22 protein-coding genes are annotated in these 21,694 nt (G+C 72.3%); 1 reads left to right on the top strand and 21 read right to left on the bottom strand.

Features of this window, described 5'->3' with window-relative positions; genetic code table 11:
* From metK to pyrR, 13 genes are all read right to left on the bottom strand, one after another.
* Positions 1 to 779: methionine adenosyltransferase (gene metK / locus ACZ7JZ_RS26375; protein ID WP_470943415.1), on the bottom strand; the 779-nt coding region annotated here is incomplete at its 3' end.
* Positions 780 to 1,074: 295 nt separating this feature from the next.
* Positions 1,075 to 2,280 (bottom strand): bifunctional phosphopantothenoylcysteine decarboxylase/phosphopantothenate--cysteine ligase CoaBC, encoded by a 1,206-nt coding sequence (gene coaBC, locus ACZ7JZ_RS26380; RefSeq protein WP_470943416.1) that lies wholly within the window; start codon positions 2,278 to 2,280, stop codon positions 1,075 to 1,077.
* A 125-nt stretch (positions 2,281 to 2,405) separates the two neighbouring features.
* Positions 2,406 to 2,678 carry a DNA-directed RNA polymerase subunit omega gene (rpoZ, locus tag ACZ7JZ_RS26385; RefSeq protein ID WP_030360466.1) on the bottom strand — a complete coding sequence of 91 codons (273 nt, stop codon included), beginning with the start codon at positions 2,676 to 2,678 and terminating at the stop codon, positions 2,406 to 2,408.
* 51 nt (positions 2,679 to 2,729) lie between these two features.
* A complete protein-coding gene (gmk, locus tag ACZ7JZ_RS26390; RefSeq protein WP_470943418.1) occupies positions 2,730 to 3,293 on the bottom strand; it encodes a guanylate kinase in 564 nt (187 codons plus the stop codon).
* A 61-nt stretch (positions 3,294 to 3,354) separates the two neighbouring features.
* Positions 3,355 to 3,678, bottom strand: a complete 324-nt coding sequence (locus ACZ7JZ_RS26395) for an integration host factor (RefSeq protein ID WP_328971330.1) — start codon at positions 3,676 to 3,678, stop codon at positions 3,355 to 3,357.
* A gap of 405 nt (positions 3,679 to 4,083) precedes the next feature.
* The gene (gene pyrF, locus ACZ7JZ_RS26400; RefSeq protein WP_470943420.1) at positions 4,084 to 4,941 is read right to left on the bottom strand and encodes an orotidine-5'-phosphate decarboxylase; all 858 of its coding nucleotides are present in this window, start codon (positions 4,939 to 4,941) and stop codon (positions 4,084 to 4,086) included.
* Positions 4,938 to 6,047 (bottom strand): quinone-dependent dihydroorotate dehydrogenase, encoded by a 1,110-nt coding sequence (locus ACZ7JZ_RS26405; RefSeq protein ID WP_470943422.1) that lies wholly within the window; start codon positions 6,045 to 6,047, stop codon positions 4,938 to 4,940. Before ACZ7JZ_RS26405 ends, pyrF begins: the two co-directional genes overlap by 4 nt.
* 75 nt (positions 6,048 to 6,122) lie before the next feature.
* Positions 6,123 to 9,431, bottom strand: coding sequence for a carbamoyl-phosphate synthase large subunit (carB, locus tag ACZ7JZ_RS26410; protein WP_470943424.1), 3,309 nt, complete (start codon positions 9,429 to 9,431; stop codon positions 6,123 to 6,125).
* A complete protein-coding gene (gene carA / locus ACZ7JZ_RS26415; RefSeq protein WP_470943425.1) occupies positions 9,424 to 10,569 on the bottom strand; it encodes a glutamine-hydrolyzing carbamoyl-phosphate synthase small subunit in 1,146 nt (381 codons plus the stop codon). The genes carB and carA overlap by 8 nt, the downstream gene beginning before the upstream one ends.
* Complete coding sequence (locus tag ACZ7JZ_RS26420) at positions 10,566 to 11,147, bottom strand: PH-like domain-containing protein (protein ID WP_470943427.1); 582 nt, start codon at positions 11,145 to 11,147, stop codon at positions 10,566 to 10,568. Before ACZ7JZ_RS26420 ends, carA begins: the two co-directional genes overlap by 4 nt.
* Positions 11,144 to 12,433, bottom strand: coding sequence for a dihydroorotase (locus tag ACZ7JZ_RS26425; RefSeq protein ID WP_470943428.1), 1,290 nt, complete (start codon positions 12,431 to 12,433; stop codon positions 11,144 to 11,146). The genes ACZ7JZ_RS26420 and ACZ7JZ_RS26425 overlap by 4 nt, the downstream gene beginning before the upstream one ends.
* Entirely contained in the window at positions 12,433 to 13,410 is a 978-nt protein-coding gene (locus ACZ7JZ_RS26430; protein WP_470943429.1) for an aspartate carbamoyltransferase catalytic subunit, read from the bottom strand. Before ACZ7JZ_RS26430 ends, ACZ7JZ_RS26425 begins: the two co-directional genes overlap by 1 nt.
* Positions 13,411 to 13,663: 253 nt before the next feature.
* Entirely contained in the window at positions 13,664 to 14,236 is a 573-nt protein-coding gene (gene pyrR / locus ACZ7JZ_RS26435; RefSeq protein WP_470943430.1) for a bifunctional pyr operon transcriptional regulator/uracil phosphoribosyltransferase PyrR, read from the bottom strand.
* Between the two features lie 224 nt (positions 14,237 to 14,460).
* Here pyrR and bldD point away from each other — a divergent pair, with 224 nt between their 5' ends.
* Complete coding sequence (gene bldD / locus ACZ7JZ_RS26440) at positions 14,461 to 14,961, top strand: transcriptional regulator BldD (RefSeq protein ID WP_125645028.1); 501 nt, start codon at positions 14,461 to 14,463, stop codon at positions 14,959 to 14,961.
* Positions 14,962 to 15,189: 228 nt separating this feature from the next.
* Here the strand turns inward: bldD and nusB are convergent, their stop codons facing one another.
* The 8 genes from nusB to aroC form a co-directional block, all read right to left on the bottom strand.
* Positions 15,190 to 15,621, bottom strand: a complete 432-nt coding sequence (gene nusB / locus ACZ7JZ_RS26445; RefSeq protein WP_470943432.1) for a transcription antitermination factor NusB — start codon at positions 15,619 to 15,621, stop codon at positions 15,190 to 15,192.
* Between the two features lie 2 nt (positions 15,622 to 15,623).
* Positions 15,624 to 16,190: an elongation factor P gene (efp, locus tag ACZ7JZ_RS26450; protein ID WP_470943433.1), complete on the bottom strand. Its 567-nt coding sequence runs from the start codon at positions 16,188 to 16,190 to the stop codon at positions 15,624 to 15,626.
* 48 nt (positions 16,191 to 16,238) lie between these two features.
* Positions 16,239 to 17,348, bottom strand: a complete 1,110-nt coding sequence (locus ACZ7JZ_RS26455) for an aminopeptidase P family protein (protein WP_470943435.1) — start codon at positions 17,346 to 17,348, stop codon at positions 16,239 to 16,241.
* A 112-nt stretch (positions 17,349 to 17,460) separates the two neighbouring features.
* Positions 17,461 to 18,228, bottom strand: a complete 768-nt coding sequence (locus ACZ7JZ_RS26460) for an AAA family ATPase (RefSeq protein WP_470943437.1) — start codon at positions 18,226 to 18,228, stop codon at positions 17,461 to 17,463.
* 193 nt (positions 18,229 to 18,421) lie between these two features.
* Positions 18,422 to 18,862 (bottom strand): type II 3-dehydroquinate dehydratase, encoded by a 441-nt coding sequence (gene aroQ, locus ACZ7JZ_RS26465; protein WP_470943438.1) that lies wholly within the window; start codon positions 18,860 to 18,862, stop codon positions 18,422 to 18,424.
* Positions 18,859 to 19,950: a 3-dehydroquinate synthase gene (aroB, locus tag ACZ7JZ_RS26470; protein WP_470943439.1), complete on the bottom strand. Its 1,092-nt coding sequence runs from the start codon at positions 19,948 to 19,950 to the stop codon at positions 18,859 to 18,861. Before aroB ends, aroQ begins: the two co-directional genes overlap by 4 nt.
* A complete protein-coding gene (locus ACZ7JZ_RS26475; protein ID WP_470943440.1) occupies positions 19,947 to 20,465 on the bottom strand; it encodes a shikimate kinase in 519 nt (172 codons plus the stop codon). Before ACZ7JZ_RS26475 ends, aroB begins: the two co-directional genes overlap by 4 nt.
* Positions 20,462 to 21,646: a chorismate synthase gene (gene aroC / locus ACZ7JZ_RS26480; protein WP_470943442.1), complete on the bottom strand. Its 1,185-nt coding sequence runs from the start codon at positions 21,644 to 21,646 to the stop codon at positions 20,462 to 20,464. Before aroC ends, ACZ7JZ_RS26475 begins: the two co-directional genes overlap by 4 nt.
* Positions 21,647 to 21,694: the final 48 nt, after the last annotated feature.

Here is a 21,694-nt window from a genome sequence, read left to right on the forward strand (position 1 = left end):
GTCAGGCCGGCGTCGCCCATCGGGCCGCCGATCTCGAAGCGGCCGGTCGGGTTCACCAGCAGGCGGTAGCCCTCGGTCTCCAGCTTGATGCCGTCCTCGACGAGCTGCTTGAGCACGTGCTCGACGACGAACTCGCGGATGTCGGGCGCGAGCAGCGAGTCCAGGTCGATGTCCGAGGCGTGCTGCGAGGAGACGACGACGGTGTCGAGGCGGACCGGCTTGTCGCCGTCGTACTCGATGGTGACCTGGGTCTTGCCGTCGGGGCGCAGGTACGGGATGGTCCCGTTCTTGCGGACCTCGGAGAGCCGGCGCGAGAGGCGGTGGGCCAGCTCGATCGGCAGCGGCATGAAGTTCGGGGTCTCGTCGGTCGCGTAGCCGAACATCAGGCCCTGGTCGCCGGCGCCCTGCTTGTCCAGCTCGTCGTCGTCGCCCTCGACGCGCTTCTCGTACGCCGTGTCGACGCCCTGCGCGATGTCCGGGGACTGCGCGCCGATGGACTCGGAGACCCCGCAGGAGGCCCCGTCGAAGCCCTTCTTCGAGGAGTCGTAGCCGATCTCCAGGATCTTCTCGCGGACGAGCTGGGCGATCGGCGCGTACGCCTTGGTGGTCACCTCGCCCGCGATGTGCACGAGACCGGTGGTGATCAGGGTCTCCACGGCGACGCGGGAGGTCGGGTCCTCGCGCAGCAGGGCGTCGAGGATCGTGTCGCTGATCTGGTCAGCGATCTTGTCGGGGTGGCCCTCGGTCACGGACTCCGAGGTGAAGAGGCGGCGGGACACATCGCTCCCTGGGGTTGCAGCGGCTGCTGGCTGATCATTTGGCGGCACCGTACCGGAGGCTGCGCCCGGCCGGTCCCACGTACGAGCTTATCGGTCGCTGGTGCGCGCCGGACACCGTGTCTCGCCTGATGGGAGCCCTGTGACCTGCGGCACTCCATTGTGGCCCACGCGGAATGCGCCGAACAAGGGCCTCAGGGGCACCGCGCGTCGCCGTGCCCGACGGCACGACGACTCGGCCAACTCCCCTGTCTACTGGGGCAGGTTGCGGCTCTGCGGCGGGTGCCCGCGGGCGCGGTCAGCCCAGCCGCGGGACCACGAGGTCCCAGACCGCGTCGGCGAGGGATTCCTTGGGGCCGTGCGGAACGGGCCGCTCGGATCCGTCGGATCCGAGGATCACCGCTTCGTTCTCCTCGGATCCGAAGGTCTTGGTGGCGCCGACCTCATTGACCACCAGCAGATCGCAGCCCTTGCGGCGGAGCTTGGCCCGGCCGTTGTCGAGGACGTCGTCCGTCTCCGCCGCGAAGCCCACGACGACCTGGCCCGGGCGGGCGCGTTCGACCGAGATCTCCGCAAGGATGTCCGGATTGCGTACGAGGGCCACGGGGGCGGGCTCCTGCCCGTCCTTCTTCTTGATCTTGCCCTCGGCGTACTCGGCGGGCCGGAAGTCCGCCACGGCCGCGGCCATCACCACGGCGTCCGCGTCCGCGGCCGCCTTGAGCACCGCCTCCCGCAGCTGTACGGCCGTCCCGACCCGGACCACGTCGGCCCCGGCGGGATCGGGCAGGGCGGCGTTCGCGGAGACCAGGGTGACCCGGGCCCCGCGGGCGACCGCGGTGCGCGCGAGGGCGTACCCCTGCTTCCCGGAGGAGCGGTTGCCGAGGTAGCGGACGGGGTCCAGCGGCTCGCGGGTGCCGCCGGCGCTGACGACCACGTGCCGCCCGGCGAGGTCGCGCTCCTGCCCGGCCCCGCGGGCCAGGACGCGGCGGCAGACCTCGAAGATCTCCTCCGGGTCGGGCAGCCGGCCCTTGCCGGTGTCCACCCCGGTCAGGCGGCCCACGGCGGGCTCGATGACGACGGCCCCGCGGCGGCGCAGGGTGGCCACGTTCTCCCGGGTGGCGGGGTGCTCCCACATCTCGGTGTGCATGGCGGGGGCGAAGACCACCGGGCAGCGGGCCGTGAGCAGGGTGTTGGTCAGCAGGTCGTCGGCGAGCCCGTGGGCGGCCTTGGCGAGCATGTCGGCGGTGGCCGGGGCCACCACGACCAGGTCGGCACCCTGGCCGATGCGCACGTGCGGGACCTCGTGGACGGTCTCCCACACCTCGGTGCCGGCCGGGTGCCCCGACAGGGCCGCCCAGGTGGCCTCACCGACGAAGTTCAGGGCGGAGGCCGTGGGCACCACCCGTACGTCGTGCCCGGACTCGGTCAGCCGCCGCAGCAGCTCACAGGCCTTGTACGCGGCGATCCCGCCGCTGACGCCCAGGACGACCTTCGGCTTGTCCACTGCCTCTCCCCGCGTTCGATTCCCGGCGCCCGCCGGTGTGTGCCGGCGTGACCGGTGTACCAATGACACACCACAGGCCCGGCAGCTGCGCTGCCGGGCCTGTGGTGAAGCAAATACTCTCGCCCTTACTGGGCCGGGGCCTCGACGGCCTCGGAGGTCAGCAGACCCGCGTTGATCTCGCGCAGGGCGATCGACAGCGGCTTCTCGTGGACGTGGGTGTCCACCAGCGGGCCGACGTACTCCAGCAGGCCCTCGCCGAGCTGGGAGTAGTACGCGTTGATCTGACGCGCGCGCTTGGCCGCGTAGATCACGAGGCTGTACTTCGAGTCCGTGGCCTCGAGCAGCTCGTCGATCGGCGGGTTGATGATGCCCTCGGGCGCGGTGATGGAAGAGGACACGCTCTACCTTCCGAAGATGGGTAAGTGATCAGACGCCGAAACGGGCAGTGATCAGACAACTTCCATCAAGGCTAGCAGCTCGCGCGCCACGTCCTCGACGGAGGTGTTGACCAGGGTGGTGTCGAACTCGGATTCGGCCGCGAGCTCGACCTTCGCCGCCGCGAGGCGGCGCTCGATGACCTCGGGGGCCTCGGTGCCCCGGCCGGTGAGCCGGCGGACCAGCTCCTCCCAGCTCGGCGGGGCGAGGAAGACGAGCCGTGCCTCCGGCATCGACTCGCGGACCAGCCGGGCGCCCTGGAGGTCGATCTCCAGCAGCACCGCCTCGCCCGCGTCGAGGCGCTCGCCGACGGCGGCGCGCGGGGTGCCGTAGCGGTTGCCCGCGAACTCGGCCCACTCCAGCAGCTCGCCGTTGGCGATCAGCTTGTCGAACTCGTCGTCGGTGACGAAGAAGTAGTGGACCCCGTGCCGCTCGCCGGGTCGCGGCTTACGGGTGGTGGCCGACACCGAGAGCCACACCTCGGGGTGAACCTTGCGCATATGCGCGACGACCGTGCTCTTGCCGACCCCTGAGGGGCCGGAGAGCACGGTCAGCCGCGGACGAACCTCTGCTGCCATGGAGCGATTATCCCGGTTCTCGGGACTGCCCGAGAACACCCGACGGACCGCAGGCGGCGCGTCAGGCGCCGCCACCGCCGAACTCGCGCTCCAGGGAGGCGATCTGGTTGGAACCGAGACCCCGCACACGGCGGGACTCGGAGATGCCGAGGCGCTCCATGAGCTGCTTGGCGCGGACCTTTCCGACGCCGGGCAGGGACTCCAGCAGCGCGGAGACCTTCATCTTCCCGATGACGTCGTTCTCCTGGCCCTGCTTGATGACCTCGTGCAGGGAGGCGCCGGAGTGCTTGAGTCGATTCTTCACCTCGGCCCGCTCCCGGCGAGCCGCGGCGGCCTTTTCGAGCGCGGCTGCGCGCTGTTCAGGGGTAAGGGGCGGAAGAGCCACGCCTACGTCACCTCGGATGTCGAACTGTCGGATACGGACCGGTGAGGATCCTCGCAGCGCCTTGCGGCACGTCGCGGCACCACACCGGGGGCGAGCGGCGCACAACGGGTGTGACGTTCGCTCTGGGTCGGAGACTAGCGGTCTGGACCGCTCCAGTCAGCGAGAACGGACTAAAAGTCCTGGTCAGCCTCCGTCGAACCGTACATCACAGACATAACACCCTCGATTTGGCCGGTGAATTCGCCAGGCGGTGCGAGGGGTGCCCCGCCCGGGTCACCCCTCAGACCCCAGCAGCCACGCGGGTCGCGGCCCCGCAGGTCGCCGCACTCCCCCGCCCTGAACCCCCGGCCGCGGCCTCCGCGCACGTGACGGAGCTCACACGCCGCGGCGGGCCCCGGTGGGGCCTCAGGAGGCCTCGACCGCCGCGCGGACCTCCTCGGCGAACCGAAGTGCCGCGTCCCGCAGCGCGGAGCGGTCGGGGCCGTGCTTCAGCACCCCGCGGGAGACGTTCGGGACCACGTTGCGCACGGCCTTGCCGAAGACCCGCGGGAGGTCGGCGGCCGTGGCGCCCTGGGCACCGATGCCCGGGGCGAGCAGCGGGCCGTTGATGTCCAGGTCGAAGGCGGACAGGTCGCCCAGGGTGGCGCCGACCACCGCACCGAAGGAGCCCATCGGCCCGGCGCCGGCGTTCTCGGCGGCCAGGTGGCCCAGCATGGTCGCGCCGATGGTCCGGCCGTCCTCGCGGACCGCCCGCTGGACCTCGGCCCCCTCGGGGTTCGAGGTGAGCGCGAGCACGAAGAGACCGGTGCCCGACTGCTTCGCGAGCTCCACGGCGGGGGCGAGGGAGCCGTAGCCGAGGTACGGGGAGACCGTGAGCGCGTCGGAGAAGAGCGGGGAGTCCGGGCGCAGGAAGGTCTCGGCGTACGCGGCCATGGTGGAGCCGATGTCCCCGCGCTTGGCGTCCATCAGGACCAGGGTGCCGGCGGCGCGGGCGTCGGCGACGGTGCGCTCCAGGACCGCGATGCCCCGGGAGCCGAAGCGCTCGAAGAAGGCGGCCTGCGGCTTGAAGACGGCGACCTGGTCGGCGAGGGCCTCGACCACCGTGCGGGAGAACCGCTCCAGGCCCTCGACGTCGTCGCCCAGGCCCCAGGAGGACAGCAGGGCGGCGTGCGGGTCGATGCCGACGCACAGCGGGCCGCGCGCGTCCATGGCGGAGCGCAGGCGGGTGCCGAAGGAGGGGGTCGGGTTCGCGGTCGGGGTCACAGGGATGCCTTCCGGGTCTCGGCGCCGACGGCCTCGGCGAGGGTGGCGTACGGGCTGGCGGCCAGCCGGGCCGCCAGGCCCTTGTGGACGGCGCGGGCGTAGCAGGGGCCCTCGTAGATGAAGGCGCTGTAGCCCTGGACCAGCGTGGCGCCGGCCAGGATGCGCTGCCAGGCGTCCTCGGCGTTCTCGATGCCGCCGACGCCCACGAGGACGAGGCGGTCGCCCACGCGGGCGTAGAGGCGGCGCAGGACCTCCAGGGAGCGCTCCTTGACCGGGGCTCCGGACAGTCCGCCCGTCTCCTTGACCAGCTCGGGGGCGGACTTCAGGCCCAGGCCCTCGCGGGCGACGGTGGTGTTGGTGGCGATGATGCCGTCGAGCCCGAGCTCCAGGGCGAGGTCGGCGACGGCGTCCACGTCCTCGTCGGCCAGGTCGGGGGCGATCTTGACCAGGAGGGGCACCCGGCGGCCGGTGACGGTGCGGTCGGCGGCCTCGCGGACGGCGGTGAGCAGGGGGCGCAGGGACTCGGTGGCCTGGAGGTTGCGCAGCCCCGGGGTGTTCGGGGAGGAGACGTTGACGACGAGGTAGTCGGCGTGGCGGGCGAGGCGCTCGGTGGAGGTCACGTAGTCGCCCACGGCCTCCTCCTCCGGTACGGCCTTGGTCTTGCCGATGTTGACGCCCACGACGGTCTTGAAGACGGCCTCGCGGGCCGCCAGGCGGTCGGCGACGGCGGCCGAGCCCTCGTTGTTGAAGCCCATGCGGTTGATCAGCGCGCGGTCCGGCACCAGGCGGAAGAGGCGCTTCTTCGGGTTGCCGGGCTGCGGCTGGGCCGTGACGGTGCCGATCTCGACGTGGTCGAAGCCGAGCATCGACATGCCGTCGACGGCGACGGCGTTCTTGTCGAAGCCGGCGGCGAGCCCGAAGGGGCCGTGGAAGCGCAGGCCGAGGGCCTCGGTGCGCAGCTCCCGGTACCGGGGGGCGAGGTAGGCGGCTACGAAGGTGCGCAGCACGGGGGTGCGGGCGGCCAGGCGGATCCAGCGGAAGGCCAGGTAGTGGGCCTGCTCGGGGTCCATCCGCTTGAAGACGAGGTTGAAGAACAGTTTGTACATATCGTCACATTCCTCGGAATTCTGTGCATGAAGAGGGGGACACCGGATCCGGTGTCCCCCTCTTCCGCGCGGGCGTCAGTCGCGGGCGGCGGTCAGGTGCTCCGCGTGCTCCTGGAGCGAGCGCACCCCCACGTCTCCGCGGTTGAGCGCGTCGATGCCCTGGACGGCGGCGGCGAGCGCCTGGACGGTGGTCAGGCACGGGACGCTGCGGGCCACGGCCGCCGTACGGATCTCGTAGCCGTCGAGGCGGCCGCCGGTGCCGTACGGGGTGTTGACGATCAGGTCGACCTGGCCGTCGTGGATCAGCTGGACGATCGTCTTCTCGCCGTTCGGGCCCTCGCCCTCGGACTGCTTGCGGACGATCGTGGCGTTGATGCCGTTGCGCTTGAGGACCTCGGCGGTGCCGGAGGTGGCCATCAGCTCGAAGCCGTGGGCGACCAGCTCGCGGGCCGGGAAGATCATCGAGCGCTTGTCGCGGTTGGCGACGGAGATGAAGGCGCGGCCCGTGGTGGGCAGCGGGCCGTAGGCGCCGGCCTGCGACTTGGCGTACGCCGTGCCGAAGACCGAGTCGATGCCCATGACCTCGCCGGTGGAGCGCATCTCCGGGCCGAGGACGGTGTCCACGCCGCGGCCGTGGATGTCGCGGAAGCGCGACCACGGCATCACGGCCTCCTTGACGGAGATCGGCGCGTCGAGCGGCAGGGTGCCGCCGTCGCCGGTCTTCGGCAGCAGGCCCTCGGCGCGCAGCTCGGCGATGGTGGCGCCGAGCGAGATGCGGGCGGCGGCCTTCGCGAGCGGGACGGCGGTGGCCTTCGAGGTGAAGGGCACGGTCCGGGAGGCGCGCGGGTTGGCCTCGAGGACGTAGAGGATGTCCCCGGCCATGGCGAACTGGATGTTGATCAGGCCGCGGACGCCGACGCCCTTGGCGATGGCCTCCGTGGAGGCGCGCAGGCGCTTGACGTCGTACCCGCCGAGGGTGATCGGGGGCAGGGCGCAGGCCGAGTCGCCGGAGTGGATGCCGGCCTCCTCGATGTGCTCCATGACGCCGCCGAGGTAGAGCTCGGTGCCGTCGTAGAGGGCGTCGACGTCGATCTCGATCGCGTCGTCGAGGAAGCGGTCGACCAGCACGGGGCGGGTCGGGGAGATCTCCGTGGACTCCGCGATGTAGGACTCGAGGCGGGTCTCGTCGTAGACGATCTCCATGCCGCGGCCGCCGAGCACGTACGACGGGCGGACCAGGACCGGGTAGCCGATCTCGTCGGCGATGGCCTTGGCACCCGCGAAGGTGGTGGCGGTGCCGTGCTTGGGGGCGGGCAGGCCGGCCTCGGCCAGGACCTGTCCGAAGGCGCCGCGGTCCTCGGCGGCGTGGATGGCCTCGGGCGAGGTGCCCACGACCGGTACGCCGTTGTCCTTGAGGGCCTGGGCGAGGCCCAGCGGGGTCTGGCCGCCGAGCTGGACGACCACGCCGGCGATCGGGCCCGCGAGGGACTCGGCGTGGACGATCTCCAGCACGTCCTCGAGCGTGAGCGGCTCGAAGTACAGGCGGTCGGAGGTGTCGTAGTCCGTGGAGACGGTCTCGGGGTTGCAGTTGACCATCACGGTCTCGTAGCCCGCCTCGCTGAGCGCGAAGGAGGCGTGGACGCAGGAGTAGTCGAACTCGATGCCCTGGCCGATGCGGTTCGGGCCGGATCCCAGGATGATGACCGCGGGCTTCTGGCGCGGGGCGACCTCGCTCTCCTCGTCGTACGAGGAGTAGAAGTACGGGGTCTTCGCGGCGAACTCGGCGGCGCAGGTGTCGACCGTCTTGTAGACCGGGCGGACGCCGAGGGCGTGGCGGACCTCGCGGACGACGTCCTCGCGCAGGCCGCGGATCTCGGCGATCTGGGCGTCGGAGAAGCCGTGGCGCTTGGCCTCGGCGAGGAGCTCGGGCTCCAGCTTCTCGGCGGCGGCCAGCTCGTCGGCGATCTCCTTGATCAGGAAGAGCTGGTCGACGAACCACGGGTCGATCTTGGTGGCGTCGAACACCTCCTCCTGGGTGGCGCCGGCGCGGATGGCCTGCATGACGGTGTTGATGCGGCCGTCGGTCGGGCGGACCGCGGTGGCCAGCAGCTCCGCCTTGTCGCCGGGCTCGCCGACGAAGGTGAACTGCGAGCCCTTCTTCTCCAGGGAGCGCAGGGCCTTCTGGAGGGCCTCGGTGAAGTTGCGGCCGATGGCCATGGCCTCGCCCACCGACTTCATGGTGGTGGTGAGGGTGGCGTCGGCGAGCGGGAACTTCTCGAACGCGAAGCGGGGGGCCTTGACGACGACGTAGTCGAGGGTCGGCTCGAAGGAGGCCGGGGTCTTCTCGGTGATGTCGTTCGGGACCTCGTCCAGCGTGTAGCCGATGGCCAGCTTGGCGGCGATCTTGGCGATCGGGAAGCCGGTGGCCTTCGAGGCGAGGGCGGAGGAGCGGGAGACGCGCGGGTTCATCTCGATGACGATGACGCGGCCGTCTTCGGGGTTGATCGCGAACTGGATGTTGCAGCCGCCGGTGTCCACGCCGACCTCGCGGATGATCGCGATGCCGATGTCGCGCAGCCGCTGGTACTCGCGGTCGGTGAGGGTCATGGACGGGGCGACGGTGATCGAGTCGCCGGTGTGCACGCCCATCGGGTCGAAGTTCTCGATGGAGCAGACGACGACCACGTTGTCGGCCTTGTCGCGCATGAGCTCCAGCTCGTACTCCTTCCAGCCGAGGATGGACTCCTCCAGGAGCACCTCGGTGGTCGGGGAGAGCGTCAGGCCCTGGCCGGCGATGCGGCGCAGCTCGTCCTCGTCGTGGGCGAAGCCGGAGCCGGCGCCGCCCATGGTGAAGGAGGGGCGGACGACGACCGGGTAGCCGCCGAGGGTCTCGACCCCGGCGAGGACGTCCTCCATCGAGTGGCAGATGACCGAGCGGGCGGACTCGCCGTGGCCGATCTTCTCGCGGACGGCGTCGACGACCCCCTTGAAGAGGTCGCGGTCCTCGCCCTTGTTGATGGCCTCGACGTTGGCGCCGATCAGCTCGACGTCGTACTTCTCCAGCACCCCCTGCTCGTGCATGGAGATGGCGGTGTTCAGCGCCGTCTGGCCGCCGAGGGTGGGCAGGAGGGCGTCGGGGCGCTCCTTGGCGATGATCTTCTCGACGAACTCGGGGGTGATCGGCTCGACGTACGTGGCGTCGGCGATCTCCGGGTCGGTCATGATCGTCGCCGGGTTGGAGTTCACCAGGATGACCCGCAGGCCCTCGGCCTTGAGGATGCGGCAGGCCTGGGTGCCGGAGTAGTCGAACTCGGCGGCCTGGCCGATGACGATCGGGCCGGAGCCGATGACCAGGACGGACTGGATATCGGTGCGCTTAGGCACGCTGGCCCTCCATCAGGGAAACGAAGCGGTCGAACAGGTACGCGGCGTCGTGCGGGCCCGCGGCCGCCTCGGGGTGGTACTGGACGCTGAAGGCCGGCTGGTCGAGCAGCTGGAGGCCCTCGACCACGTCGTCGTTGAGGCAGACGTGGGAGACCTCGGCGCGGCCGTAGGGGGTCTCGGAGACCTTGTCGAGCGGGGCGTCCACGGCGAAGCCGTGGTTGTGGGCGGTGACCTCGACCTTGCCGGTCGTGCGGTCCTGCACCGGCTGGTTGATGCCGCGGTGGCCGTACTTCAGCTTGTAGGTGCCGAAGCCGAGCGCGCGGCCCAGGATCTGGTTGCCGAAGCAGATGCCGAAGAGCGGGGTCTTGCGCTCCAGCACCGCCTGCATGACGGAGACCGGGTGGTCGGCCGTGGCCGGGTCGCCGGGGCCGTTGGAGAAGAAGACCCCGTCGGGCTGGACGGCGTAGACGTCCTCGACGGTGGCGGTGGCGGGCAGGACGTGCACCTCGATGCCGCGCTCGGCCATGCGGTGCGGGGTCATGCCCTTGATGCCGAGGTCCACGGCGGCGACGGTGAACTTCTTCTCGCCGATCGCGGGGACCACGTAGGCCTCCTTGGTGGCGACCTCGGCGGAGAGGTCCGCACCCTTCATCTGGGGCTGCGACTGGACCTTGGCCAGCAGGGCCTCGTCACGGATGCCGGTCCAGGCCTCGCCGGAGAAGATGCCGACGCGCATGGCGCCGCTCTCGCGCAGGTGGCGGGTCAGGGCGCGGGTGTCGATCCCGGAGATGCCGACGACGCCCTGGCGCTCCAGCTCCTCGTCCAGGGAGCGCTGCGAGCGCCAGTTGGAGGGCTTGCGGGCGGGGTCGCGGACCACGTAGCCGCTGACCCAGATGCGGGAGGACTCGGGGTCCTCGTCGTTGACGCCGGTGTTGCCGACGTGCGGGGCGGTCATCACGACGACCTGGCGGTGGTACGAGGGGTCGGTCAGGGTCTCCTGGTAGCCGGTCATGCCGGTGGAGAACACGGCCTCGCCGAAGGTCTCCCCCACGGCCCCGTAGGCGCGGCCGCGGAAGATGCGCCCGTCCTCCAGGACGAGTACGGCGGGAGCTTTCGCTCCCCTGGTGGAGGTCGTCATCGTGCGGCGCCTTCCGTCGTGATGGATTGGTTCATGAGATTGATCGCCTCGACCCAGGCGGCGTGCTCGGCCTCGCGGTCGGAGCGGAAACCGGAGTCGATCAGCCTGTCCCCGTGCGCCCAGGTGACGACGAGCAGACCGCCCTCGGTGAGCACCTTGCCCGCAATCCCCTTGTCGAGGCGGGCGCCACGCAGCTGCGCGGCCGGTACGAAGAAGTCGGTGGCACCCGGACGTACGACGTCCAGGCCCGCGTCGGTGAGGGTGAGCTCGACGCGGCTGCGGACCCCGAGGCCGTGGGCCACGATCCGGTCGAGCCACTGGCCCGCGGTCGTGGAGCCGTGGTACCGGCCGGACAGGGCCAGCCGGTGCTCGGGGAGGCCGCCGGGGGTGGCGGGCAGCTCGGGCAGGTCGCCCTGGAGGGTGCCGCGCCATTTCCAGCCCTGGCGCATCAGCCAGTACACGAAGGCGATGAAGACGAGCAGGCCGACGACCCACGCGATGCGGGCGCCCCAGTCCGTCACCTCCGCCGACTTGCGGTTGGCGGCCTCGGAGGCCAGAAGGATTGCTGCAGGTGTCACGCCAGATTCCCGTCGACGACCGTTGCCCGGCCCCGCAGGAACGTGTGGGTGACGCGACCCGGCAGCTCGCGGCCCTCGTAGGGCGTGTTGCGGCTGCGGGAGGCGAAGTGCGCGGGGTCCACGACTCCACGGTATGCGGTATCGACCAGCACCAGGTTGGCGGGTTCACCTGCCGAGACGGGTCGTCCATGGTTGTCGAGGCGGCCGATGCGGGCCGGTGCGGCCGACATGCGGTCGGCGACGCCGGCCCAGTCGAGCAGTCCGGTCTCCACCATCGTCTGCTGGACCACGGACAGGGCGGTCTCCAGGCCGACCATGCCCATGGCGGCGGCGGCCCACTCGCAGTCCTTGTCCTCGTGGGGGTGCGGGGCGTGGTCGGTGGCGACGATGTCGATCGTGCCGTCGGCCAGGGCCTCGCGCAGGGCCATCACGTCGCGCTCGGTGCGCAGCGGCGGGTTGACCTTGTAGACGGGGTTGTAGCTGCGGACCATCTCGTCGGTGAGGAGGAGGTGGTGCGGGGTGACCTCGGCGGTGACGTCGATGCCGCGGGACTTGGCCCAGCGGACGATCTCGACGGACCCGGCGGTGGAGAGGTGGCAGATGTGCACGCGCGAACCGACGTGCTCGGCGAGCAGCACGTCGCGGGCGATGACCGACTCCTCGGCGACGGCGGGCCAGCCGCCGAGGCCGAGCTCGGCCGAGACGACGCCCTCGTTCATCTGGGCCCCCTCGGTGAGGCGGGGCTCCTGGGCGTGCTGGGCGACGACCCCGCCGAAGGCCTTCACGTACTCCAGGGCGCGGCGCATGATCACCGCGTCGTCCACGCACTTGCCGTCGTCGGAGAAGACCTTCACGCCGGCCGCGGACTCGTGCATGGCGCCGAGCTCGGCGAGCTGCTTGCCCTCCAGGCCGACGGTGACGGCGCCGATCGGCTGCACGTCGCAGTAGCCGGACTCCTTGCCGAGGCGGTAGACCTGCTCGACCACGCCGGCGGTGTCGGCGACGGGGAAGGTGTTGGCCATGGCGAACACGGCGGTGAACCCGCCGGAGGCGGCGGCGCGGGTGCCGGTCAGGACGGTCTCGGAGTCCTCGCGGCCGGGCTCGCGCAGGTGGGTGTGGAGGTCGACCAGGCCCGGGAGGAGCACGCGGCCGGCGGCCTCGATGACGGTGTCCACGCCGTCGGCGGAGAGGTCCTGCCCGACCTCGGCGATGGTCTCGCCGTCGATCAGCACGTCCTGCGGCTCGCCGCCGAGCACCTTGGCGCCGCGGATCAGGGTCTTGCTCATTACTTGCTCTCCTCGGTACGGGCGGTGGTGACGGCGGGCTCGGAGCCCCCGAGCAGCAGGTACAGGACGGCCATGCGGATCGAGACGCCGTTGGCGACCTGTTCGACGACCGTGCAGCGGTCGGAGTCGGCGACCGCGGCGGTGATCTCCATGCCGCGGACCATGGGGCCGGGGTGCATCACGATGGCGTGCTCGGGCATCTTCGCCATGCGGGCGGAGTCGAGCCCGTAGCGGCGGGAGTACTCGCGCTCGGTGGGGAAGAAGGCGGCGTTCATGCGTTCGCGCTGCACACGCAGCATCATCACCGCGTCGGACTTCGGCAGCACCTCGTCGAGGCTGTACGAGATCGCGCAGGGCCAGCTCCCGACCCCGACGGGGACCAGGGTGGGCGGGGCCACGAGGGTGACCTCGGCGCCCAGGGTGTGCAGCAGGTCCACGTTGGAGCGGGCGACCCGGCTGTGCAGGACGTCGCCGACGATGGTGATCCGCTTGCCGGCCAGGTCCTCTCCGAGGGCGTCCCGGCCGACCAGGCGGCGGCGCATCGTGAAGGCGTCCAGCAGGGCCTGCGTGGGGTGCTGGTGGGTGCCGTCGCCGGCGTTGATGACGGGGGCGTCGATCCAGCCGGAGGTGGCGAGCCGGTACGGGGCCCCGGAGGCGCCGTGGCGGATGACGACGGCGTCGACGCCCATGGCCTCCAGGGTCTGGGCGGTGTCCTTCAGGGACTCGCCCTTGGAGACGCTGGAGCCCTTGGCGGCGAAGTTGATGACGTCGGCCGAGAGGCGCTTCTCGGCGGCTTCGAAGGAGATCCGGGTGCGGGTCGAGTCCTCGAAGAAGAGGTTGCAGATCGTGCGGCCGCGCAGGGTGGGCAGCTTCTTGATCGGCCGGTCGGCGATCCGGGCCATCTCCTCGGCGGTGTCGAGGATGAGGACCGCGTCGTCGCGCGTGAGGTCGGCGGCCGAGATGAGGTGGCGCTTCATCTGGGTGCTCCGTGGGTCTGGGTTCGGCTGGTCGGCAGGTCGGCGGGGTCCGCGCGCCGGGCGGGCGGGCCGGGCCCGGTCCGGCGCCCCCGGGGGTGTGGCCGGGGCGTGCGGGCGGGGCCCTGCGTCCCGGGCCGCTGGGTCCGGGGGCTTGGTCGGGGCCGCGGCGGGCGCACGGGGGCGCCCGGCGGGCCGGGGCGGTCGTGCCCGGGCCGCGCGGCCGGGGCGGCGGGCTCCTCGCCCGTGCGGCCGGCTAGTGGCCGGCGGCGGGGGCGGTCCGCTGGCCGAGCAGCACGGCGTCGCGGCCGTCCTCCTCCTGGAGCTGGACCTTGACGGTCTCCCGCAGTGACGTGGGGAGGTTCTTGCCGACGTAGTCGGCGCGGATCGGCAGCTCGCGGTGGCCGCGGTCGACGAGGACCGCGAGCTGCACGGCGCGCGGGCGGCCGATGTCGCCGAGGGCGTCGAGGGCGGCGCGGATGGTGCGGCCGGAGAAGAGCACGTCGTCGACGAGGACCACGAGGCGGCCGTCGATGTCGTCGCCGGGGATCTCGGTGCGGGCCAGGGCGCGCGCCGGGCGCATCCGCAGGTCGTCGCGGTACATGGTGATGTCGAGGGAGCCGACCGGGATCTTGGCGCCGGTGATCTCTTCGAGCTTGGCGGCGATCCGGCGGGCGAGGAAGACGCCCCGCGTCGGGATGCCGAGGAGGACCACGTCGTCGGCGCCCTTGGCGCGTTCGACGATCTCGTGGGCGATGCGGGTCAGCACCCGCGCGATGTCGGCGCCGTCCAGCACGGGACGGGCTTCGTCGGAAACGTTCGAGTCCATGAAAAAGGACCTCCTTCTCCGCCTCACGGGACGGACCTTAAAGGACGTCTGATGTACGCCGACCACAGTACCAGGGGGCCCGGGGGCCCCGCGTCCGGGGGGCCGCTCGCACGGGTGCGGCACGGACCATTCGGCTTGACGCATCCACGTAACGCTGCGTAACCTCACAGTGAGTTACCAGCCGCGCGGCGGAGCCGCACGTCGACACAGCGTCCGGGAGCCTTATGTCCAGCGAATACGCCAAACAGCTCGGGGCCAAGCTCCGCGCCATCCGCACCCAGCAGGGCCTTTCCCTCCACGGTGTCGAGGAGAAGTCCCAGGGCCGCTGGAAGGCGGTCGTGGTCGGTTCCTACGAGCGTGGCGACCGCGCGGTCACCGTGCAGCGCCTCGCCGAGCTGGCGGACTTCTACGGGGTCCCGGTCCAGGAGCTGCTGCCGGGTACGACCCCCGGCGGTGCGGCCGAGCCGCCGCCGAAGCTGCGCCTCGACCTCGAGCGCCTCGCCCACGTCCCCGCCGAGAAGGCCGGCCCGCTCCAGCGGTACGCGGCGACCATCCAGAGCCAGCGCGGCGACTACAACGGCAAGGTGCTGTCGATCCGCCAGGACGACCTGCGCACCCTGGCGGTCATCTACGACCAGTCCCCCTCGGTGCTGACCGAGCAGCTCATCAGCTGGGGAGTGCTGGACGCGGACGCCCGCCGCGCCGTGGCCCACGAGGAGGCCTGATCCTCCGGGGGTGAGCGCACCCCCTGTGCAGAAACGTGCCGCCGGGGGCGGTGGGAGCTTCGGCTCCCACCGCCCCCGGCGGCTTTTCCCGGCCCCGTCCGGCGGCGGGCGGGCCGCGGGCCCGCACGGCGGTGCGGGTACGCCGAAGGGGCCGCGGCGCGCTGTGCGCCGCGGCCCCTTCCGCAGTCGGCCTCCGGCCGCCGCCTCACCCGTTCGGGCCAGTGCGGGCTATTCGCTCCGGCGCAGGCTCGGCTTGAGGTCCTTGAAGCGGCCCAGCAGGCCGTTCACGAACGAGGGCGAGTCGTCGGTGGAGAACTCCTTGGCGAGCTGCACCGCCTCGTCGATCGCCACGGCGTCCGGGGTGTCGTCCATCCAGACCAGCTCGTACGTGGCCAGGCGCACGATGTTCCGGTCCGTGACCGGCATCCGGTCCAGGTCCCAGTCCACGGCGTACGTGGCGATGAGGTCGTCGATGCGGTCCACCTTGTCGGCGTACCCCTCGACGAGGTCCATGGTGAACGCGGCCACCGGCGGCTGCCTGTCGTCCGACCGCGAGTGGCGGATCCAGTCCGCGAGGACCTCACGCACGGGCACCCCGCGCTGGTCGGCCTCGAAGAGGATCTGGAAGGCGCGCTTGCGCGCGTTGCTCCGGGCAGCCACGGTTAGCTGTTCACCCGGCCGAGGTAGTCGCTGGTGCGGGTGTCGACCTTGATCTTCTCACCGGTGGTGATGAAGAGCGGGACCTGGATCTCGTGGCCGGTCTCCAGGGTGGCGGGCTTGGTGCCGCCGGTGGAGCGGTCGCCCTGCACGCCCGGGTCGGTGTGCTGGACGGTCAGCTCGACGGCGGCCGGGAGCTCGACGTAGAGCACCTCGCCCTCGTGCTGGGCCACGGAGGCGGTGAAGCCCTCGATGAGGAAGTTGGCGGCGTCGCCGACGGACTTGCGGTCGACCATCAGCTGGTCGTAGGTCTGCATGTCCATGAAGACGAAGTACTCGCCGTCCATGTACGAGAACTGCATGTCGCGGCGGTCGATGGTGGCCGTGTCGACCTTCACACCCGCGTTGAAGGTCTTGTCGACGACCTTGCCGGACAGCACGTTCTTGAGCTTGGTACGCACGAAGGCCGGGCCCTTGCCGGGCTTGACGTGCTGGAACTCGACGACGGACCAGAGCTGGCCCCCGTCGAGCTTGAGCACCATGCCGTTCTTGAGGTCGTTCGTGGAAGCCACGGTTGCCAAATCTCCTGGACTGAAAGACCCCGGGTGCACGCAGCTCAGCTAGAGCGCGAGCAGCTCCTTGGTCGTAATGGTGAGTAGCTCGGGTCCGCCGTCCGCCTCGGGGCGTACGACGAGCGTGTCATCGATCCGGACTCCGCCCCGGCCCGGGAGGTGGACCCCCGGTTCGACGGTGACCGGCACGCAAGCGTCCAGTTTACCCATGGCGCCAGGTGCCAACTGCGGGTCCTCGTCGATTTCGAGTCCGACCCCGTGTCCGGTCCAGGCCTGGAGGGCGTCCGCGTACCCCGCGGAGTCCAGGACCTGGCGCGCCGCGCGGTCCACATCGCGGTACGCGGCCCCCGGCAGCAGGGCCTCGCGGCCCGCCCGCTGGGCCGCGAACACCAGCTCGTACAGCTCGATCTGCCAGTCGGCCGGGGTGGTCCCGATGACGAAGGTGCGGCCGATCTCGCAGCGGTAGCCGCGGTAGTTCGCGCCCAGGCAGACGGACAGGAAGTCGCCCTCCTCCACCCGCCGGTCGGTGGGCCGGTGCCGCGAGCGCCCCGAGTGCGGGCCGGTGCCCACGGAGGTCGGGAAGGCCGGGCCGTCGGCCCCGTGGTCCACGAGCCGGCGCTCCAGCTCAAGGGCGAGGTGGCGCTCGGTGCGCCCGACGAGGATCGACTCCAGCAGCTCGCCGAGGGCCTGGTCGGCGATCTCGGCGGCGATCCGCAGGCAGGCGATCTCCTCCTCGTCCTTGACCAGCCGCTGCTGCTCCACGGCGGAGCCGAGGTCGGCCAGGCGCAGCCGGGGGGCCACCGAGCGCAGGGCCCGGTGCCGGGCCACGGTCAGGTGGTGCTCCTCGACCGCCAGGCTGTCGGCGGCGGCCGCGGCGGCGGCGTCGGCCGCGGCCACGGCGGGATCCGCGGCGGCGGGCAGGACCGTGCAGGCCAGCAGCTCGTCCAGCCGCCCCTCCTCCGGTTCCCCGGTGGGGGCGCCCGCGCAGAACAGCACGTCCGCCTTGGGCTCGGGGCCCACCAGGAGGACGGCGTCCCGGGGCACGGCGCCCGCGAGGTAGCGGACGTTGGCGGGGCGCGAGATCAGTGCGGCCGCGCTGCCCGCGGCGGCGCAGCGGTCGCGGAGCAGGGCGCGTCGGGACTCGTACACCTCTGACATGGGTCGAGCGTACGAGCGCGGCCGCCGCGGGGCCCGCCGAGCGCGTCCGGACGGGCGCGGGGGGGGCGTCTCCTGCGGACCGCGCCGGGGCGCCCGCGCCGGGCTGCCCCGGCTACCAGGCCTGCGGGGCGGCTATCGCCCGTGCGAGGGCCTCGTCGAGGGCGCGGGCCGTGCCCTCGACGTCCAGCTGCGAGTTGTCGATGATCGGCAGGCCGGAGCCGTACCAGCCCGCCATCCGGCCGTGGATGCGGGCGACCTCCTCGTCCGTCAGGCGCCGGTTGCCGCTGCGCTCGGCGTTGCGCTCCAGGACCACCTCCAGTCCGGGGAGGAGGACCACGGGGAGCAGCCCGGGGCCCACGTGCCGCTTCCAGCCGCCGAGGCCGACCACGGGCCGGTCGGGGAAGACGGCGTCGTCGAGGATGCAGGAGATGCCGTTGGCGAGGAAGTTGCGGGCGGCGAACCCGCAGGTGCGGCGGGCCAGCCGGTACTGGGCCTCGGAGTTGTCGTTCCAGCCCGAGCGCGGGTCGGCGAAGCCCGCGCAGACCCATTCGCGGACGTCGTCGAGGCTGATGTGGGCGGTGGGCACCGGGCGGGTGCGGGCCCAGTGCCGGGCCACGGTGGTCTTGCCCGCGCCCGCGGGCCCGATGAGCAGGACGGCGAGCATGGCGGCGCCGGTGCCCGCGGGGGCCGCGGCGGACATCGGGAAGTGGCCGGTCGGCTGGCCCGCGGGGTCCTGCTGGGGGGCCGGCGGCGCGGGCGGGAAGACGGGCGGCGCGACCCAGCCGGCCTGGGCCGGGGCGGGCGGATGCGGCTGGGGAGCCCCCGGGTGTCCGCCCGGATGGTGCCCAGGCTGTCCCCAGCCTCCCACTGCATGCTGCATACGGTGCCACTCCGTCCCGCGCCCGCTCACCGTCAAACCGATGCAGGAACGTTATCCCGTCCCGCTGCCGCCGGCGGAACCGGCTCCCGGCCCGCAGGGTGAACGCCCGGAGACGCCCCGGAGTGCCCGGGATGCGGCGGGGCCCCGTCCGCATCCGGACGGGGCCCCGCTCAGCCCTGGTGCCGGGCGCCGCTCAGGCGTCCAGCTCCTCCGCCAGCGCCCGCAGCGCCAGCCGGTACGAGCCGATGCCGAAGCCCGCCACGGTCCCGCTGGCCACGGCGGCGATCACCGAGGTGTGGCGGAACTCCTCGCGGGCGTACGGGTTCGAGATGTGCACCTCGATCAGCGGGGCGGTGCGCTGGGCGGCCGCGTCCCGCATGGCGTACGAGTAGTGCGTGAAGGCGCCGGGGTTGATGACCACGGGGATCCGCCCGTCGGCGGCCTCGTGGAGCCAGCGCACGAGCTCGCCCTCGTCGTTGGTCTCGCGGACCTCCACCTCGAAGCCGAGCTCCTTGCCGAGGGTCCCGCAGGCCTCGACCAGTCCGGCGTAGGAGGTGGCCCCGTACACGTCGGGCTCGCGGGAGCCGAGCCGGCCCAGGTTCGGGCCGTTCAGCACGAGGACGGGGCGGCTCACGCCGACACCTCGCCGTAGGCGGCGACCAGGTGCGCCGGGTCGGGGCCCTCCAGGACGGTGGGCTTGGCCAGGCCGTCGAGGACGATGAACCGCAGCAGGTTCCCGCGGGACTTCTTGTCCAGCTGCATGGTCTGGAGCAGCTTGGGCCACTGGTCGCCGCGGTAGGTGAGCGGCAGCCCGACGGAGCCGAGGACCGCCTTGTGCCGGTCGGCCGTCGCATCGTCGAGGCGGCCCGCCAGCCGGCCGAGCTCCGCGGCGAAGACCATGCCGACGGAGACCGCCGCGCCGTGCCGCCACTTGTAGCGCTCGTTCTTCTCGATGGCGTGCGCGAGGGTGTGCCCGTAGTTCAGGATCTCGCGCAGGCCCGACTCCTTGAGGTCGCTGGAGACCACGTCCGCCTTGACCCGGATGGAGCGCACGATCAGCTCGGCGGTGTGCGGGCCCTCGGGGGTGCGGGCCGCCGCCGGGTCGGCCTCGACCAGGTCGAGGATCACCGGGTCGGCGATGAAACCGGCCTTGATGATCTCGGCGAGGCCGGAGACGTAGTCGTGCACCGGCAGCGAGGCCAGGGCGGCGAGGTCGCAGAGCACCCCGGCCGGCGGGTGGAAGGCGCCGACGAGGTTCTTGCCCTCGGCGGTGTTGATGCCGGTCTTCCCGCCGACCGCCGCGTCCACCATGGCGAGCACGGTGGTCGGTACGGCGATCCAGCGCACCCCGCGCAGCCAGGTGGCCGCGACGAAGCCGGCGAGGTCCGTGGTGGCCCCGCCGCCCACGCCGACGATCACGTCGGTGCGGGTGAACCCGGACTGGCCGAGCGCCTTCCAGCAGTAGGCGGCGACCTCGGCGGTCTTGGCCTCCTCGGCGTTCGGCACCTGGATGGCGATGGCCTCGTAGCCCTGGTCCGCCAGGTCGGCGCGCAGCGCCTCGCCGGTCTCGGCCAGCGCCTCGGGGTGGATCACCGCGACCCGCTGGGCCCGGGGGCCGACGAGGGTGCCGAGCTCGCCGAGCAGCTGCTCGCCGACCAGTACCTCGTAGGCCTCGTGGCCGGCGCTCGCGCCGACCTGGATCCGCGTCACCTGGTCCGTCATCCGTCCTTCAACTCCAGTGCGTCGAGGACCGCCTGGGCGACCTCTTCGGGGGTGCGGCCGTCCGTGGCCACGGCGGCCCGGGCGACCTCGGTGTACAGGGGGCGGCGGGCGTCCATCAGCTCGCGCCACTGGCGGCGCGGGTTGACGGCGAGCAGCGGGCGGGCGGCGCCCAGCCCGACGCGGCGCACGGCCTCCTCCACGTCCATCGACAGGTAGACCACGGGCAGCCCGGCCAGCAGGGCCCGGGAGCCCTCGTCGAGGACGGCTCCGCCGCCGAGGGCGAGGACCCCGGTGTGCTCGGCGACGGCGGTGCGGACCGCCTCGCGCTCCAGCTCCCGGAAGTACGGTTCGCCCTCGTCGACGAAGATGTCGGAGATCTCGCGGCCCTGGGCCGCGACGATGTCCGCGTCGGTGTCCCGGTAGGGCACGCCGAGCCGCTCGGCGAGCAGCGCGCCCACCGTGGACTTGCCCGAGCCCATCGGGCCGACGAGGACGACCAGCGGTCCGCCGGTCACCGGATCTGGAGGTTGTCGAGGTACGACTGCACGTTGCGGCGGGTCTCGGCCACCGAGTCGCCGCCGAACTTCTCGAGCACGGCGTCGGCCAGGACCAGGGCCACCATCGCCTCGGCGACGATGCCCGCGGCCGGGACGGCGCAGACGTCGGAGCGCTGGTGGTGGGCGACGGCCGCCTCGCCGGTGGCCACGTCCACGGTCGCGAGGGCGCGCGGGACGGTCGCGATCGGCTTCATGGCCGCGCGGACGCGCAGCAGCTCGCCGGTGGTCAGGCCGCCCTCGGTGCCGCCGGAGCGGCCGGAGGTGCGCCGGATGCCCTCGGCGGTGGAGACGATCTCGTCGTGGGCCTTGGAGCCGGGGACGCGGGCCAGCTCGAAGCCGTCGCCGACCTCGACGCCCTTGATCGCCTGGATGCCCATCAGCGCGGCGGCGAGCCGGGCGTCGAGGCGGCGGTCCCAGTGCACGTGCGAGCCGAGGCCGACGGGGACCCCGTACGCGAGCACCTCGACGACCCCGCCGAGGGTGTCGCCGTCCTTGTGGGCCTGGTCGATCTCCGCGACCATCGCCTTCGAGGCGTCGGCGTCGAGGCAGCGCACCGGGTCGGCGTCGAGCTTCTCGACGTCGGCGGGCCCGGGGTAGACGCCGTACGGGGCCTTGGCGGCGGCCAGCTTGACCACGTGGGAGACGATCTCGATGCCCGCGGCCTCCTTGAGGAAGGACCGGGCGACGGCGCCCAGCGCGACGCGCGCGGCGGTCTCGCGGGCGGAGGCGCGCTCCAGGATCGGGCGGGCCTCGTCGAAGCCGTACTTCTGCATGCCCGCGAGGTCGGCGTGGCCGGGGCGGGGGCGGGTCAGGGGGGCGTTGCGGCCCGTCTCCTTGAGCTCCGCGGGGTCCACCGGGTCGGCGGACATGACCTTCTCCCACTTGGGCCACTCGGTGTTGCCGACCATGACGGCCACCGGGGAGCCGAGGGAGAGCCCGTGGCGTACGCCGCCCAGGAAGGTGATCTCGTCCTGCTCGAACTTCATGCGGGCACCGCGGCCATAGCCCAGCCGCCGCCGGGCCAGGTGGTCGGCCACCAGCTCAGTGGTGACCGGGACGCCGGCGGGAAGACCCTCCAGCGTCGCGACCAGCGCGGGTCCGTGGGACTCCCCTGCGGTCAGCCAACGCAACCTGCTCAACGATGCTCCTCATGCTCGCGCCTGGCACTGCGGCGGCGCGACCGGGTG

The sequence above is a fragment of the Streptomyces sp. NPDC038213 genome (genome assembly GCF_055600495.1).